Source organism: Streptosporangium nanhuense, from assembly GCF_059358815.1.
In genome coordinates, this window is record NZ_JCADBG010000008.1 from 18,796 (window position 1) to 35,335 (window position 16,540).

The following is a 16,540-nucleotide window of genomic DNA, read 5'->3' on the forward strand; positions in this document are numbered from 1 at the left end:
GGGTGAGTGCGGCGAGGAGTGCGACGCCGAGACGACGTCGTGGGGGGCGGTGCAACGGATTCCTCCGATCACAGGGCGGGACTGTTTCAAGGAGATAGCACCGAAATTCCGCCGTAACAAGCCTCATCCTCCGATGTTTATCGACAGTTGATCGCTTTTGTGCCGCTCACCACCGCGAACGCCCTAGATGATCTCTGTTTCCGTCCGCGCGGGGAAATCCGATGACTGGAGGTCAAAATTGAGGCACGGTTCGGTATTGCCCCTGTCAGCTGCGGTTTCTCCTCGATAACGGATCGGACGTATCGGCCTGGGAGGGGTTGACACCGAGGTTCGGCGTCGTTCAGCATCACGAGACAAGACATCCGATGTATCAACGAAGGGTGCGGTGTGAAGCTGCTGCGAGTGGGACCCGTCGGCCAGGAGCGACCGGCCGTCCTGGACGGGGCCGGTAACCTCCGCGAAATCTCGGAAGCCGAGATCGACGGGGCTTTCTTCGCTTCCGGGGGAGTGGCTCGTGTCCGAGAGGCGCTGGAGCGGGACGAGCTTCCCGTGCTGGACGCCCAGGGGCTGCGGATCGGCGCCCCGATCGCGAGGCCGGGGAAGATCGTGTGCGTCGGGCTCAACTACCGCGACCACGCGGAGGAGACGAACGCCGCGATCCCGGCCGAGCCGATCATCTTCATGAAGGCCCCCAACACGATCGTCGGGCCCGACGACGAGGTGCTCATCCCCCGGGAGAGCGTGAAGACCGACTGGGAGGTCGAGCTCGCCGTCGTCATCGGCGAGACGGCCCGCTACGTCGAGACGCACGAGGAGGCACTGTCCAAGATCGCGGGATACGCCATCTCCAACGACGTCTCCGAGCGCGAGTTCCAGCTGGAGCGCGGCGGCCAGTGGGACAAGGGCAAGTCCTGCGAGACCTTCAACCCGCTCGGCCCCTGGCTGGTCACCCCCGACGAGATCGCCGACCCGCAGTCCCTGGGCCTGCGCCTGTGGGTGGACGGCACGCGGTTCCAGAACGGCGACACCAAGAACATGATCTTCACGGTGGCGGAGGTCGTCCGCTACCTGAGCCGGTTCATGGTCCTCGAACCCGGTGACCTCATCAACACCGGCACCCCCGCGGGCGTCGCGCTCGGCCTGCCCGGCACGCCGTACCTGCGGGCCGGACAGGTCGTGGAGCTGGAGATCGACGGCCTCGGGCGCCAGCGACAGACCATGGGGCAGGCATGAGCGACAGGATCGACACCCGCGAGGACGCGCCGGTCGAAGCCGTCGCGGCCGAGGTGGCGGAGGCGGCGGAGGCGGAGGAGGAGGTGACGGCGGGGGTCGGCGCGTACCGCATCACCTCGATGGAGACCCACGACATCCGCTTCCCCACCTCGCTGGAGCTCGACGGCTCCGACGCGATGAACCCCGACCCCGACTACTCGGCCGCCTACCTCGTCCTGCGGACCGACGACGGGTTCGAGGGCCACGGCTTCGCCTTCACCATCGGGCGCGGCAACGAGGTGCAGACCGCCGCGATCAGGGCGCTGGAGCCGTACGTGCTCGGCAGGGACGTCGAGGACATGGGCGCGCTCTGGAAGGACATGGTCCACGACTCCCAGCTGCGCTGGCTCGGCCCGGAGAAGGGCGTCATGCACATGGCGATCTCCGCCGTGGTCAACGCGCTCTGGGACCTCAAGGCCAAGCGGGCGGGCAGGCCGCTCTGGCTGCTGCTCGCCGAGATGTCCCCCGAGGAGCTCGTCGAGCTGGTCGACTTCCGCTACCTCACCGACGCGCTCACCCCGCGGGAGGCGCTGGACATCCTGCGCGCCGCCGAGCCCGGCAGGCGCGAGCGCGTGGCCCACCTGCGCGAGCACGGCTACCCCGCCTACACGACCTCACCGGGATGGCTCGGCTACGGCGACGACAAGCTGCGCCGCCTGTGCAAGGAGGCGATGGACGAGGGCTTCACCCAGATCAAGCTGAAGGTCGGCGCCGATCTGGAGGACGACAGGCGGCGGATGCGCATCGCCCGCGAGACCTGCGGCGAGGACTTCCCCATCGCGATCGACGCCAACCAGCGCTGGGACGTCGACTCGGCCATCGCCTGGGTGAACGCCCTCGCCGAGTTCCGCCCGCACTGGGTGGAGGAGCCGACCAGCCCCGACGACGTGCTCGGCCACGCCGCCATCGCCCGGGGCATCGCGCCCATCCCGGTGGCCACCGGCGAGCACGTCCAGAACCGCATGGTCTTCAAGCAGCTCCTGCAGGCCGGCGCGATCTCCTACCTGCAGATCGACGCGGCCCGCGTCGCGGGCGTGAACGAGAACATCGCGATCCTGCTGCTCGCCGCCAAGTTCGGCGTCCCGGTCTGCCCGCACGCGGGCGGGGTCGGCCTGTGCGAGCTGGTGCAGCACCTGTCGATGTTCGACTACGTCGCGGTCAGCGGCTCGATGGAGGGCAAGGTGATCGAGTACGTCGACCACCTCCACGAGCACTTCGTCGACCCCGTGGTGATCGAGAACGGTGCCTACGCCGCGCCGAGCCGGCCCGGCTTCGGGGCGGCCATGCACGCCGCCTCGATCATCGACTACACCTACCCCGACGGTCCGGTATGGAGGTCCCTCAATGGGTGAGTTCGACGGCCTGCGCGCCCTGGTCACCGGTGGCGGCTCGGGCATCGGCCTGGCCACCGCCACCCTGCTGGCCGAGCGGGGCGCGAGAGTGGCCTCCCTCGACATCAACTCCTCCGACGGCCCGTTCGTCGAGGTCAGGGCGGACGTCACCGACGAGGAGGCGGTCAACGCGGCCGTCGCCCTGGCCGTCGAGCAGCTCGGCGGCCTGGACATCCTGGTCAACAACGCTGGGATCGGCGCCGCCGGGACGATCGAGGACAACCCGTACGAGGAGTGGTCCAGGGTCCTGGACGTCAACGTGCTGGGCATCGTCCGGGTCACCCGGGCGAGCCTGCCGCACCTGCGCCGCTCGGCGCACGCCGCGATCGTCAACACCTGCTCGATCGCGGCGACGGCCGGACTGCCCCAGCGGGCGCTCTACAGCGCGTCCAAGGGGGCCATCCTGTCCCTGACCCTCGCGATGGCGGCCGACCACGTCCGCGAGGGCATCCGGGTCAACTGCGTCAACCCCGGCACCGCCGACACCCCCTGGGTGCAGCGCCTGCTCGACGCGGCCGAGGACCCGGCGGCGGAGCGGGCGGCCCTGGAGGGGCGCCAGCCGATGGGCCGCCTGGTGAGCGCCCCGGAGGTCGCCGCGGCCATCGCCTACCTCGCGAGCCCGCTCGCGGCGGCCACCACGGGCACGGCCCTGGCCGTGGACGGCGGGATGCAGGGGCTCAGGCTCCGGCCGAAGTCATGACCGGGCTCCCCGTGCCGGCCGGGCAATCGGCCGCGCGGTCGGCCGAAAAATAATTCACCCCCCATATAGCTTTGAATCGAGGCAACGGTATGAAAATCGGACCCGCGGCGACAGGTGCGGCACTGCTCGCGATCTCCTTCACCCTCTCCGCCTGCGGATCGTCGGAGCCCGCCACCACCGCGGCCCAGCCCTCCGGTGACGCGGCCGCCGCCCCCGCGGGCGCCAAGGTCGGCATCGACTTCCCCCGCACCGACTCCGATTTCTGGAACTCGTACAACAAGTACGTCCCCCAGATGGCGACCGAGCTGGGCGTCGACCTGATGCCGCCGACCAACTCGCAGAACGACGTGGCCAAGCTGGTCGCCAACACCCAGGCCCTGACCGGCCAGGGTGCCAAGGTGATCGTCATGGCCCCGCAGGACACCGGCGCCATCGCCTCCACCCTGCAGACGCTCGAGGGCAAGAACATCCCGGTCGTCACCGTGGACACCCGCCCCGACAAGGGCAAGGTCTACATGGTCGTGCGCGCCGACAACAAGGCGTACGGCACGCAGGCCTGCGAGTTCCTCGGCGAGAAGCTCGGCGGCAAGGGCAAGGTCGTCCAGCTCATGGGCGCGCTGTCGTCGATCAACGGCCGTGACCGGGCCGAGGCGTTCCGCGGCTGCATGAAGGACAAGTTCCCCGGCATCACGGTCTTCGAGGAGCCGACCGAGTGGGAGGGCACCAAGGCCGCCTCCATGCTCCAGACCCGTCTTGAGCAGCACCCGGACATCAAGGGCGTCTACATGCACGCCGGAGGCGTCCACCTCGCCCCCACCCTGCAGGTGCTCAAGGCCAAGGGCCTGATCGTGCCGCCGGAGGACCCCAAGCACGTCTTCGTGGTCTCCAACGACGGCATCCCGCAGGAGTTCGAGGCGATCCGCAAGGGCGAGATCGACGCCACGGTCTCCCAGCCGGCCGACCTCTACGCCAAGTACGCGCTCTTCTACGCCAAGGCCGCCGCCGAGGGCAAGACCTTCCAGCCCGGCCCGACCGACCACGACAGCACGATCATCCAGCTGCCGAACGGCCTTGAGGACCAGCTCCCCGCCCCGCTGGTCACCAAGGAGAACGTGGACGACCAGGCTCTCTGGGGCAACCAGGTCAAGTGATGACATCTTCCGTCAAGGCAGTCGAGGCGCTTGGGATCACCAAGCGCTTCGGCCCGACCACCGCGCTCAACGGTGCCGGGATCGCCATCACCGAGGGGGAGACGCACGCGCTCGTCGGCAGGAACGGCGCGGGCAAGTCCACGCTGGTGTCGATCCTGACCGGGCTCCAGCGTCCCGACGAGGGCGAGGTCCGCTTCGCCGGGCAGCCCGCGCCGTCGCCGGCCGACCGGGACGCCTGGCGGCAGAAGGTCGCGTGCGTCTACCAGAAGTCGACGATCATCCCCACCCTGTCCGTCGCGGAGAACCTCTTCCTGAACCGCCAGACAGAGCGGGGCAGGATCAGCTGGCGCAGCCTTCGCACGCGGGCCCGCCAGCTGCTTGAGCAGTACGGCGTGGACGTCGACGCGGAGACCATGGCCGGGGACCTGGGGGTCGAGCAGCGCCAGCTGCTGGAGATCGCCAGGGCGCTGTCGTTCGGCGCCCGGTTCATCATCCTGGACGAGCCCACCGCGCAGCTCGACGGCCCGGCCATCCAGCGGCTCTTCGACCGGATGCGCTCCCTGCGCGAGCAGGGCGTCACGATGATGTTCATCTCCCACCACCTGGAGGAGGTGTACGAGATCTGCCAGAGCGTCTCGGTCTTCCGCGACGCCCGGCACATCGTCACCGCCCCGGTGGGCGACCTGCCCCACGACCAGCTCGTGGACGCGATGACCGGCGAGGCCACCGCCGCCTACGAGTACCGCACCCGGACGGTCGCCCCCGCGGCCCCCGTGGTGCTGTCCGCGAAGGCGCTCAGCCTCGCCGGGCGCTACGAGGACGTGGACCTGGCCGTCAGGGCGGGGGAGATCGTCGGTCTCGCCGGTTCGGGCAGCAGCGGCAAGGTCGGCCTCGCCGAGACCCTGGTCGGCCTGCACCGGGCCGACAGCGGGACGGTGACCGTCAACGGCACCGACGTCAAACAGGGCGACGTGCCCTCCGCGCTCCGCGCCGGGCTCGGGTTCGTCCCCCAGGACAGGCACCACCAGGGTTTCGTGCCGCTGCTGTCGATCGCCGAGAACGCGACCATCCCGATCGCCCACAAGCTCGGCCGCTACGGCGCCGTCTCCCCGGCCCGCCGCCGCGAGCGCGGTGCCGGGATGATCGACCTGCTGGACATCAAGACGACGGGCCCCGACCAGCCGGTGGCCGACCTGTCCGGCGGCAACGCCCAGAAGGTGGTGCTGGCCAGGGCGCTCGCCGACGACCCGAACGCGCTCGTGGTCATCAACCCGACCGCCGGGGTGGACGTCAAGGCCAAGCACTCCCTGCTCGGCGCCGTGGAGGACGCGGCCGAGCGGGGGGCGGGGGCCGTGCTGGTCTCCGACGAACTCGACGACCTGCGCATCTGTGATCGCGTCCTCGTCATGTTCCACGGCAGGATCGTCAAGGACGTGCCGCGCGGCTGGACCGACAACGAGCTGGTGGCGGCGATGGAAGGTATCGACCACTCATGACCACGACAAAGACCCCCCCGCCCGTGCTGGCGGCCCCGACCGGCCGCCGTATCCAGCTCGGGCGCTTCCGCGACCTCACCCTGGTCCCGGTGATCATCGTTCTGCTGATCGCCGGTTCCTTCGTGGACCCGGTCTTCCTCACCACGGGCAACCTGACCAACGTGCTGCAGCAGCAGTCGGCGCTGGCGCTGGTGGTCCTCGCCGAGGCGCTGATCCTGATCGCGGGCAAGTTCGACCTGTCGCTGGAGTCCACGGTCGGCATGGCGCCCGCCGTCGGCGTGATGCTGGTCATCCCGGTGGCGGCCGGCGGGTTCGGCCTGGAGCTGCCCGGCATCCTGGCCATCCCGCTGTGCCTGCTGGTCGGCGGCCTGGTCGGCGCCTTCAACGGCTTCCTGATCCTGCGCTTCCAGCTGTCGGCCTTCATCGTCACGCTCGCCATGATGATCGTCGTGCACGGCCTGCAGCTGGGCCTCACCCAGGGCAAGAGCCTGTTCGAGCTGCCCGAGTCGTTCCTCTATCTCGGCAGCGCCAGCTGGCTGGGCCTGCCGGCGGCCATCTGGATCACCGGCGTCCTCTTCGCGGTGGCCATCGTCGCCCTCGGCTACTTCCGGGCCGGCCGCTCGCTCTACGCCATCGGCGGCAACGCCGACGCCGCCCGCGCGGCCGGCATCAGGGTCGAGCGGGTCGTCTGGGTCGTCTTCGTCATCGGCGGGATCGTCGCCGCGCTCGCCGGGGTGCTGGAGACCGGCCGCCTGGGCGGCATCAGCGCCAACCAGGGCGTCGGCTGGATCTTCATGGCCTTCGCCGCGGCCGTCATCGGCGGCGTCAGCATGGACGGCGGCAAGGGCACGATCCTCGGCGCGCTCACCGGCGTCCTGGTGATCGGACTCGTCGAGAACATCCTGACCCTCAAGGGCGTCCCCGGCGAGTGGAAGCAGCTCGTCTACGGCTCGATCATCCTGGTCGCCCTGATGATCAGCCGCCTGGCTGGCGGCAAGGCCCAAGATTGACGCTGTGACGGTGGCGTGCGCCTTTGACACGGGCTGAGCCACGCGGAAGCGCGGCCCGTACGGGAGAGGTGAAAGCCGTACGGGCGCGAGCCGTGAAGCGATACAAATGCATCAAGCGGCACGAGAAACATGAAGCCGTACAGAACGGAGCGAGCGGTGCAGGTCAGCAGATACGGCTTCGGTACGGCCCCGATCGGGAACCTGTTCTCGGAGGTCGGCGAGGACGTGGCGCGCGCGGCGGTGGACGCGGCCTACGAGGCGGGGGTCCGCGTGTTCGACACCGCGCCCCACTACGGGCTCGGCCTGTCGGAACGGCGGCTCGGCACCGCCCTCGCGGAGCGGCCCCGCGACTCCTACACCCTGTCCACCAAGGTCGGCCGCCTGCTTGTGCCCGCCACCGGCGAGGGCCCCTTCGGCCGGGACGACCAGGGCTTCGACGTCCCCGCCGACCTGCGCCGGGTGTGGGACTTCTCGCGCGACGGGGTGCTGCGGTCGCTGGAGGAGAGCCTGGAGCGGCTCGGCCTCGACGCGGTCGACATCGTGCTGATCCACGACCCGGACGACCACTGGGAGCAGGCCGTCTCCGAGGCGTACCCGGCCCTGGCCGAACTGCGCGACCAGGGCGTCGTCAAGGCCGTCGGGGCCGGCATGAACCAGGCGGCGATGCTCACCAGGTTCGTCCGCGAGACCGGCGTCGACATGGTGATGCTCGCCGGGCGCTACACCCTCCTCGACCAGTCGGGGGAGGAGGAGCTGCTGCCGCTGTGCGCCGAGCGCGGCGTCTCGGTGTTCGCCGCCGGGGTGTTCAACAGCGGCCTGCTCGCCACCCACGACCCGGCGGGCACCTACGACTACGCCCCGGCCCCCGGCCCGCTCCTGGAGCGCGCCCGCCGCGTCGCCGCCGTCTGCGAGCGCCACGACGTCACCCTCCCCCAGGCGGCCCTCGCCTTCCCCCTGCGCCACCCGGCCGTCACCAGCGTGGTCATCGGCGCCCGCTCCGCCGCCGAGGTCACCCGCAACGTCGACCTGACCGCCAGGCCCGTCCCCGAAGCCCTGTGGGCCGATCTGGCCGCCGAGGGCCTGATTCCCTGACGGTCCGGTGACGGGCCTGATTCCCCGCCACCTCTTTTCACCGCGAGGAGACTCCGGTCACCGCAGCGGACCCGGAGGCGTCAGGATGGGGCGACGGTTCGACGACGAGAAGCGGAGGCGAGTCCGTGAAGCAGTCGTTGGCCGCCGGTGCCACGGCCGGCCTGATGCTCTTGCTGACATCGTGTGCGGCGGGGGAGGGGGCAACGCATTCCGATCTCCGGGCAGTGCAATCGGACCTTCGTATACAGGAGTCGGACCTTCCGGCTCGGCAGTCTGACATGCCGATGGTCGTCTCGAACGACCATCTCCTGACGGTGGTCGGGAATGCCGCCATGGTCGCCAACCCGGATCGCAAGTTCGTCATGGGAGGGTCCGAGCTCTGGCCCGCCCTGGGCGGCTACGAGTTCCGGTTCGTGGGGACTGCCGCACGACCTTACGCCGGTCCGTTCATCTCCTTCGAATCGCCCTACTGGGTGAAGGTGAGCCTGGCGGGTGAGGTGCAGGACATCTCCAAGCTCCCACCGACCGGCCTCACCGCCGCCGTCGCCGAGTTCGGGTCGGGTACGCAGGGAATTTCCGGTGTCGAGTCCCTGGGCGAGCTGAGGCCGGGGGTGATGACGACCACCGTGATCGAATTCAGGAAGCCGGTGACGGAAAAGAGCCTCGGGCTGGAAAACGGGCCGGCGAGGGACGTCTTCCTCTCCCGCCGGAAGGTGGGGGGCAAGGCCGTATACTGGCCGGCCCACGAGGGGTGTTCGGGTAAGGGACTGCCCGAGCCGTGCGTCGATTACTCGTCGGTCAGTCAGTTCAGAAGCTGGGTGTCGACACTGACGGCCGAGGACGAGCCGATTCTGGCCGGTTTCGGGCTGAACCCGGCCGACCTCCGGCGTGCGGCCCGCGACGGGTTGGTGTATGGGATCATCGGCAATTTTTCGTCGTACGCCGTCCGGAAGAACGTGAAGGGGAAGAACGTCCAGGCGGCCTGGGTAACGGAGATACGGCCTTGTCCCGTCAAAAAGGACTGCCCGTGACCGACGGCCCTGAAGTCGTGGAGACGGCCGGTGAGCCTTGCCGGGCCGGCGCGGACGGGGAGCTGCCGCACTCGCTTGACGACGAGGGAAAGTCCCCATGAATCAAGACGAAAACCGGCCACGTCATCCGCATCGAAAATATCCGGTGACACTGAGGTGATCTCAGCGGAATACTTCGGGGCAATTGGGATTTCTTGGATGCCTGTAACGGCGTTCCGGCCATTTCGGGAGGAGTCGCCAAAGGCCGGAAAAAGACGTGGAGCCCCGGTGGAAGAGCTCTCACCACAAAAAATTGTCAGTCGGCCGAAAGCTCCGCGTGATTGCTCATCGTGCCACGCTCCATATATCCCGCGCATTCGTGCACTATCTCGCCCGATTCCTGCACGACGAACGCCGGCTGCGCAACCCAGGCCCTCATGCTGAAAGCTCCGAGCATTCCAATCCGGGGCTTCGCAATCGCGTTACCGATCGATCTTTGAGAGCTCTCACGTCTGCCCGCTACCCATGCCCGCCGACCCTCGATGACGTAAAGGAGTGCGTCAATACCATGCCCTGGCCGGGCAACTTCGGTGTTTGGCGACGCCAGGCTTCGTAACCTCGGCATGCGAGCGAAGTCCTGGCGCACACCCTCTGAGCAGGTCGACTCGTCAGAATGATCCCTGTGCTTCACCTCGGCGAGGTGAGGTGAATAAAGGTCCACTAAATTTTCAGGAGCTCAGGACTGTCGGGAAGCTCAGATCGAGCGGCGTTGAGTCCTGCTATCTTGGCCCGAATCCTACTAGCGGTATCTTCGACTCTGTCTAAACTCTGGATGACCGCAGTAAGGAAAGCGTCTGTTGCTTCCAGCAAACCAGAGTCCACCTGAAGCCGTGTCCATCGGGATCCGATCCTGTCGCCATGGACGATGGCGAATACAGCTTCCCGTCCGAGGAACTTGCCATCGACCCACTCGTCCAGCGCCTCAGGGGAATCAAACGTAAGTGCTGGTATATCTTTTGCTACTTCTTTGTCGAGCTTAACGTATGCCCAGATTGAGAGCTCTTTGTCGCCCTCAAACGCCATCGTGAAGAGAACCGCCGATTGTCCCATCCAAAAGATGCCTGTAAGCGGGATCTCGTATTGATGAAATACTTCCAGGCGACTTGAATGAGCATTTGGACGCCATGGCAGACGGCCCTGCTTCACTAGCGAGTCAAGGTTCACCGTAACCACCTCACGTCTGGTCATGCCCAATAAAACAGCTATCGAACCTTTTCGCCACGTCGTCCGGCCAAGGGATGTCCTGCCTCTCCAACGGGTCGTCAGCAGGCCATACCACTGAGACATGAGGGCCATTGATCATCCTTCCCGGTGTATGTACCACTGCGAAACCCGATTCTCTTAGCTGGCTGGCTATGGTGTGGCGGACACTTGATCTTTCGACTGCTGCCTGTATAGCTGCGAGGCCTCCTCGCCTGAAGCGGTAGCGCGTAGCCTCTTTGATGGTGAGTTTGCCTCTGAGAAGGGAAACTTCGCGTTCGGTTTCAATGCGAGGTACGTTAAGAAACTGATCTACAGTTTTCGTATGATGAGTCAGCACTTCATCGTCTGTTACGCACAGTTCGGGAGGTGGCCCGCACTTACAGGCCTCTCGGCGTACGTAGTCTCAATCTGACTGACTCATGCCATGGACGTTAGCCAGCGACGTCTACAGCTATCATCAATTCCTCATGAACTGCCTAAATTGTTATTGTCCATTTTGCGAACATTGTGCGCTTGTATCGATAATGAGGCGGATTGTCTGATCTCGTATGATTCGTGCCTTTAATAGCATGCGCGCCCTCATCGTCAAAAGATAGAGGTTTGCTAATGGCGACACTACGGTTCGTTATTGAATCACTACTATATGATACCTGCTGGTGATCGGTCTTCCCTGTTCATCGTCCGGCTTGCAGCTCGTCCTGGGAGAACTCCCGGTGTCCACACGAGCAGTCGCACCTGTTGAAACAGGTCAAAAGATGCAAACCAATCAAAATCTCTTGATGCAAAGCGAAGCAATGCGGTGACTTCAATGAATTCCCGGTAGGTGGCTGTGCTCGAAGCGGGTAGAGGACGAGAGCAGCGCGGGCGATGTCGCTAATTCGGCCGGGGCTGACGGTGATGTGCCGGAGGATCCTCCAGCGGTCTTTGAACAGGGCGAATCCGCGTTCGCCGAGGCAGCGTAGAGCGTGCAGGAGCCGGTTGCCGGGGCTGAGGATCTGGTTGCCTTCGGACTGCTTGATCGGCGTGTGAATGCCATCCCGGTGCCGTTGCAGCCGCTGTCGGTGAGAGTGGGCAGGCCGCGTGCGGCGGCGTACAGCGCGCCCAGGGCGCGGGCGGCGGTCAGGTCATGGACGGAGCCGGGCTCGACCTCGCAGCACCATGACCGCTTGGCGGAACGGGGTCAAGGCCCGGCCGCCGGTGGGCGTGCACGCAACCAGCGTTCGGCCCGCAGTAACCCGGCGGTGTAGTGAACCGGTACGCGGGAGACATCGAGCGTGGCACGATGAGCGATCACGCGGAGCCTTCCGGCCGACCGAGAACTCTTGTGGTGAGAGCTCTTCCACAAGGGCTCCACGTCTGTTCCCGGCCTTCGATGACTCCTCCCGAAAGGCCCGGAACGCCGTTACCGGCATCCAGGGAATTCCGATCGCCCCGAACTGTTTCGCTGAGATCACCTCACTGGCCCGTGCCCAGATGGCTTGCTGACGTCACTGGCTGTTCGGTTGCTGCTCAAGGATCCTGAAACGACGCCGGAAGGCGATCAGCTAGGTCTCCGACCTCGCCGATGCCGCGATCACGGTCCGCGGCCAGGCCCGCCCGCCGCGGCTCCGGGGCTTGCCCGCGGGGCCGATCGGCGAGGGCCCGGGGCCCGTCCTCGTCTCTCAGCCCCTCTCGTACAGTTCCTTGGCGCGGGCCGCTAGTTCCAGCGCGTGGTCGGTGCCCGTGGCGATGTAGTGGAGATCGATGAACGCGCCCTCGTAGCCGGCGTCCCGCGCGGTGAGCGCCACTCGTACGGCGTCGTCGACCGGCCCGCCGGGCGAGGTGTTGATGCGGAGTTCGCGCCGCAGGGTGTCCGGGTCGCGGCCCGCCGACGCGGCGGTGTGCCTGACCAGTTCCCATATCTGGGCGAGCGCCTCGACCTGTAGCCCGTCGACGGCCGTGGCGGCGGGCAGCCAGCCGTCCGCGAGGCGGCCGACGCGCTTCAGCGCCTCCGGCCCGTAGCCGCCCAGCAGGAGCGGGGGTCCGCCCGGCTGGAAGGGACGTAGCTCAAGGCGAGAGGGCGGGATCCGCCAGAGTTCCCCCTCGTGCTCGAACGTGTCGTCGGCCCAGATCGTCCGCATCGCGGTGATGATCTCCTCCAGCCGCGCCCCACGCCCGGCGAAGGGAATGCCGAGGGCCTCGTACTCGGTACGCATCCAGCCGATGCCGAACCCCAGGTCGAGCCGTCCCCGGCTGAGCAGATCCAGTGAGGTGAACGTACGCGCGAGAAACAGCGGGTGGTGCCATGTGGCGTTGAACGTGCTGGTGGACAACCGGACGCGGCTGGTGACGGACGCGGCGAGGGTCAGAGCGACGATCGGGTCCGCGACGCGGGCCTGCTCGGGCGGCCATGGCTGCTCCGGGGTGAAACCCGGATAGATGGGAGAGGGCCGCAAGGGCGTCAGAATCCGGTCCTGCGCCCACAGGCTGTCGTACCCGAGTTCCTCCGCCCTGGCCGCGAACTCTCCCACGCGACCGGGCTCGGCGATCGCCCCCATCTGTGGCAGGGACAGACCGATTCGCATTGCCATCACCCTCTTCTGTGTCGTGATTCTGTTGAACAGCTCGGAAATCGTTCTGTAAAGGAATCCGTGATCGGCGCCGGCCGGGGGCCCGGTGGTGGCGATCGCGGACGACCGCCCTGGATCGTGCCGTCGGCCGCCCCGGCGAGGAACGGCCGAAGGCCACGCGTACAAAGGGACGGTCGCCTCGCCGGAACGGGCACCGGCGGCCGGACACGCTCCCTCGATCTCCTCTCTGTTCTCCATTGGAGACGAGGCGACGTGGTCTTCTGTGATGACGTTCGCGATCGTGTGGGAAAGGTCACGTGCGGGCCGGGGCGAGAGCGCGTGGCCCGGAGCGTCCACCCCGAGGAGCCAGAGCGCGATCAGCGGCGCGTGGGTGGTGGCCAGGGTGAGGGGCTGGCCGCCGAGCGACTCGCCGGGGGTGACGAACTGCGGCATCAGGGTCAGGTAGATGGAGGCCGCCCTCGGGTTGAGGACGTTGGCGAGGAGCGCCTGGAGATAGGCGGAGCCGGAGAACTCCGGCAGGCGCCGGTGCGGCCGGGAGGGTGCCGGGGACGCGGCGGCCACAGAAGACACAGAAGACGCGGAGGACGCGGAGGACGCGGGAGACGCGGCCGAACGCCAGGCGCAGATGCCCAGGCCGATACCGCCGGCACTCCGCGGCCGACGCGGGCTCCTCCCAGCCTTGAAAGCGTCGCCGAGGACGCCAGACTTGAGACGCGGGCTCTCCCACCCCTGAAAGCGCCGCCGAGGACATCGGGTTTGACTCGGGGGTCGTGATGAGCCGGCGGACACCGTCTACGACGCGCCGGTTCCCGGAGCGGGTGCCGGCCCGGCGCCTGCCGGTTCGCGCCGGTGTCCCGCGGCCAGCTCGCCGAGCAGTCTCCAGGTGCGGCGCTCGTCCTCCGCGGAACCGATCGAGGTCTGGGTGTAGACGAGTTCGGTCACGCCCGATTCGAAGTACGCGGCCACCTGGTCCGCGAGGAGTTCCTCGTCCCCGATCGCCACCAGGTCGGCGGGGTTGTCGACGCCCTCGCGGTCCAGTGCCGCGCGATAGGACGGGATGGTCCCGTAGTACCCCATGTTCTGCTCCGCGCGGGCCCGGGCGCCCGCCACGTCGGCGGTCACCACGCCGGAGACGATCGCGGCGACCCGGGGCGCGGGCCGGCCGGCCGCCTCCGCGTACCGGGTGATGGTCGGCACGGTGTACTCGGCGAGCGTGCGCGGGCCGGACAGGATCGGCAGCGCGCCGTCGGCGAGTTCGCCCGCGGCGCGCAGGGTCAGCTCGCCCGCCGCCGCGACCAGCACCGGCACCCGCGGCCGCGCGCCCGGCACGCTCGCCGGCAGGGAGGTCCTGGCGACCAGCGTCTCGCCGTCCAGGTTCGCGGTGCCGTTCTCGAAGAGGTCGCGCAGCACCTCCAGGTACTCCCGCAGATGCCTGATCCTGGGGTGCGGCGCGATCCCGTAGGTCTCCTCGACGAACGACCTGATCGACATGCCGACGCCCAGCGTGAAGCGTCCGTGGCCGGCCGCCTGCGCGGTCTGGGCCTGCATCGACATCGCGATCGGGTGGCGGGGGTAGATCGGCACGATCGCGGTGCCGACGTCGATGCCGGGCACCTCGCGCGCGGCCAGCGCGGCCACCGTGATGGCGTCGTGGTCGAACCGCTGGGTGAACCAGGCCGAGGTGAGCCCCGCGTCGGCGAGCTCCCGGGTCTCGCCGATCAGGGTGTCGACGGAGTTGGCTTCGGCGGACAGCCGCGTGTGATCGGTGGGCAGTGCGACACCGATGCGCATGGCGTACTCCAATCGTTCGGCCGTGAAGCCGGCCAGAAATCTTTACTCAGTCAATATATTGCCTAAGGCAAGTATTTTGGCCCCGATCTTTTCGAAGGACGGCCGCGCCCGGTGTCGATCCCGTCGGACGCCGTTCGTGTAAGGGGTAGGAAGGCGGCGACGACGCCGCACCGGTCGTCCAGGAGGGACGCGCGATGAAACAGTATTTGCTCAGCATCTACCAGCCCGACGGAGGTTCCCCCGCTCCCGAGGTGCTGGAGCCGATCGCACGCAACCTGGAGGCCCTGGAACAGGAGATGAGGACCGCCGGCGTGTGGGTCTTCTCCGGCGGCCTGCACTCCCCGGACACGGCGACCGTGGTCCGGGTCAAGGACGGTGACACGCTCATGACCGACGGTCCGTACACCGAGGGCAGGGAACACCTCGGCGGGTTCACGGTCATCAGGGCGCCCGACCTCGACGCGGCGCTCGAATGGGGGCGCAGGCTCGCCCTGGCGATCGGCCTCCTCCCCATCGAGGTGCGGCCGTTCCAGGGCGAGGTGGACGGCTGACGTCCGGTATGCCGGGCATCCCCGTCTCGGAGATCGACCGCGTGTTCCGTGCCGAGTACGGGCGCGCGGTCGCCGTCCTGGTGCGTCTCCTCGGTGACATCGACCTCGCCGAGGAGGCGGTCCAGGACGCGTTCACCGTGGCGGTGCGCCGGTGGCCCTCCACCGGCCTGCCGCCGAGCCCGGCGGGGTGGATCGTCACCACCGCCCGCAACAGGGCGATCGACCGCTTCCGGCGGGAGGCGACCCGTCAGGACCGCCACGCCCAGGCGGCCCTGCTGCACGCCCCGCACGCCGGAGACGAACCGCTGGAGGAGGGCGCCGTGCGCGACGACCGGCTCCGCCTGATCTTCACCTGCTGCCACCCCGCGCTCGCCGCCAACGTCCGGGTCGCGCTGACACTGCGGCTCCTGGGCGGGCTCACCACCGCCGAGATCGCCAGGGCCTTCCTGGTCCCCGAGGCGACCATGGCCCAGCGGCTGGTCCGCGCCAAGAGCAAGATCCGTGACGCGGGGATCCCGTACCGCGTCCCGGTCGAGGCCGATCTCCCCGACCGCCTCCGGGCCGTCCTGGCCGTGGTCTACCTCATCTTCACCGAGGGCCACACGGCGAGCTCGGGCGAGCGGCTGGTCCGCGAGGACCTCTGCGCGGAGGCGATCCGGCTGGGACGCCTCCTGGCCGGGCTGATGCCCGGCGAACCCGAGGTGATGGGGCTGCTCGCGCTCATGCTGCTCGTCGAGTCGCGCCGGGTCGCCCGCACCACGCCGGACGGCGACCTGGTGCTGCTGGCGGACCAGGACCGGGACCGCTGGGACCGCGACCTGATCGCCGAGGGACAGGACATCGTCCGGTGGTGCCTGCGGCGCGACCGCCCCGGCCCGTACCAGATCCAGGCCGCGATCAACGCCGTCCACAGCGACGCGCCGACCGCGGCCCTCACCGACTGGTGGCAGATCCTGGCGCTGTACGACCGGCTCCTGGCCCTGGCCCCCAACCCGGTGGTCGCGCTCAACCGCGCGGTCGCGGTGGCCGAGGTCGACGGGCCGGGGGCGGCGCTCGCCCTGGTCGACGGCCTCGACCTCGGCGGCCATCACCTGTTCCACGCCGTCCGCGCCGACCTGCTCCGGCGGCTGGGCCGCACCGCCGAGGCAGCGCGGGCCTACGAGGAGGCGATCACCCTCACCGGCAACGCGGCCGAGCGCGACTTCCTGCGCCGCAACCGCGAGGCGCTCACCTGACCCGGGCG

The 16,540-nt window shown here is 68.3% G+C and carries 13 protein-coding genes; 10 read left to right on the forward strand and 3 right to left on the reverse strand.

The window, feature by feature from the left end; translation table 11 throughout:
* Positions 1 to 387 precede the first annotated feature (387 nt).
* The 8 genes from AC5L38_RS17045 (at position 388) to AC5L38_RS17080 (ending at position 9,143) form a co-directional block, all read left to right on the forward strand.
* On the forward strand, positions 388 to 1,233 hold the full coding sequence (locus AC5L38_RS17045; RefSeq protein ID WP_495243777.1) for a fumarylacetoacetate hydrolase family protein: 846 nt from the start codon (positions 388 to 390) through the stop codon (positions 1,231 to 1,233).
* A complete protein-coding gene (locus AC5L38_RS17050) occupies positions 1,230 to 2,624 on the forward strand; it encodes an L-fuconate dehydratase (RefSeq protein WP_495243778.1) in 1,395 nt (464 codons plus the stop codon). Before AC5L38_RS17045 ends, AC5L38_RS17050 begins: the two co-directional genes overlap by 4 nt.
* Entirely contained in the window at positions 2,617 to 3,363 is a 747-nt protein-coding gene (locus AC5L38_RS17055) for an SDR family NAD(P)-dependent oxidoreductase (RefSeq protein WP_495243779.1), read from the forward strand. The genes AC5L38_RS17050 and AC5L38_RS17055 overlap by 8 nt, the downstream gene beginning before the upstream one ends.
* Before the next feature lie 89 nt (positions 3,364 to 3,452).
* Positions 3,453 to 4,514, forward strand: a complete 1,062-nt coding sequence (locus AC5L38_RS17060) for a sugar ABC transporter substrate-binding protein (protein ID WP_495243780.1) — start codon at positions 3,453 to 3,455, stop codon at positions 4,512 to 4,514.
* Positions 4,514 to 6,010 (forward strand): sugar ABC transporter ATP-binding protein, encoded by a 1,497-nt coding sequence (locus AC5L38_RS17065; RefSeq protein ID WP_495243781.1) that lies wholly within the window; start codon positions 4,514 to 4,516, stop codon positions 6,008 to 6,010. Before AC5L38_RS17060 ends, AC5L38_RS17065 begins: the two co-directional genes overlap by 1 nt.
* The gene (locus tag AC5L38_RS17070; RefSeq protein ID WP_495243782.1) at positions 6,007 to 7,020 is read left to right on the forward strand and encodes an ABC transporter permease; all 1,014 of its coding nucleotides are present in this window, start codon (positions 6,007 to 6,009) and stop codon (positions 7,018 to 7,020) included. The genes AC5L38_RS17065 and AC5L38_RS17070 overlap by 4 nt, the downstream gene beginning before the upstream one ends.
* Positions 7,021 to 7,176: 156 nt before the next feature.
* The gene (locus AC5L38_RS17075; RefSeq protein ID WP_495243783.1) at positions 7,177 to 8,112 is read left to right on the forward strand and encodes an aldo/keto reductase; all 936 of its coding nucleotides are present in this window, start codon (positions 7,177 to 7,179) and stop codon (positions 8,110 to 8,112) included.
* Between the two features lie 125 nt (positions 8,113 to 8,237).
* Positions 8,238 to 9,143, forward strand: coding sequence for a hypothetical protein (locus AC5L38_RS17080; protein ID WP_495243784.1), 906 nt, complete (start codon positions 8,238 to 8,240; stop codon positions 9,141 to 9,143).
* A gap of 699 nt (positions 9,144 to 9,842) precedes the next feature.
* Here the strand turns inward: AC5L38_RS17080 and AC5L38_RS17085 are convergent.
* From AC5L38_RS17085 to AC5L38_RS17095, 3 genes are all read right to left on the reverse strand, one after another.
* Positions 9,843 to 10,346 carry a hypothetical protein gene (locus AC5L38_RS17085; RefSeq protein ID WP_495243785.1) on the reverse strand — a complete coding sequence of 168 codons (504 nt, stop codon included), beginning with the start codon at positions 10,344 to 10,346 and terminating at the stop codon, positions 9,843 to 9,845.
* 1,700 nt (positions 10,347 to 12,046) lie between these two features.
* Positions 12,047 to 13,516 carry a TIGR03619 family F420-dependent LLM class oxidoreductase gene (locus tag AC5L38_RS17090; RefSeq protein ID WP_495243786.1) on the reverse strand — a complete coding sequence of 490 codons (1,470 nt, stop codon included), beginning with the start codon at positions 13,514 to 13,516 and terminating at the stop codon, positions 12,047 to 12,049.
* 231 nt (positions 13,517 to 13,747) lie between these two features.
* Entirely contained in the window at positions 13,748 to 14,746 is a 999-nt protein-coding gene (locus AC5L38_RS17095) for a TIGR03564 family F420-dependent LLM class oxidoreductase (RefSeq protein WP_495243787.1), read from the reverse strand.
* Positions 14,747 to 14,940: 194 nt separating this feature from the next.
* Here AC5L38_RS17095 and AC5L38_RS17100 point away from each other — a divergent pair, with 194 nt between their 5' ends.
* Positions 14,941 to 15,297, forward strand: coding sequence for a YciI family protein (locus AC5L38_RS17100; protein ID WP_495243788.1), 357 nt, complete (start codon positions 14,941 to 14,943; stop codon positions 15,295 to 15,297).
* A gap of 8 nt (positions 15,298 to 15,305) precedes the next feature.
* Complete coding sequence (locus tag AC5L38_RS17105; RefSeq protein WP_495243789.1) at positions 15,306 to 16,532, forward strand: RNA polymerase sigma factor; 1,227 nt, start codon at positions 15,306 to 15,308, stop codon at positions 16,530 to 16,532.
* The last annotated feature ends 8 nt before the right edge of the window (positions 16,533 to 16,540 follow it).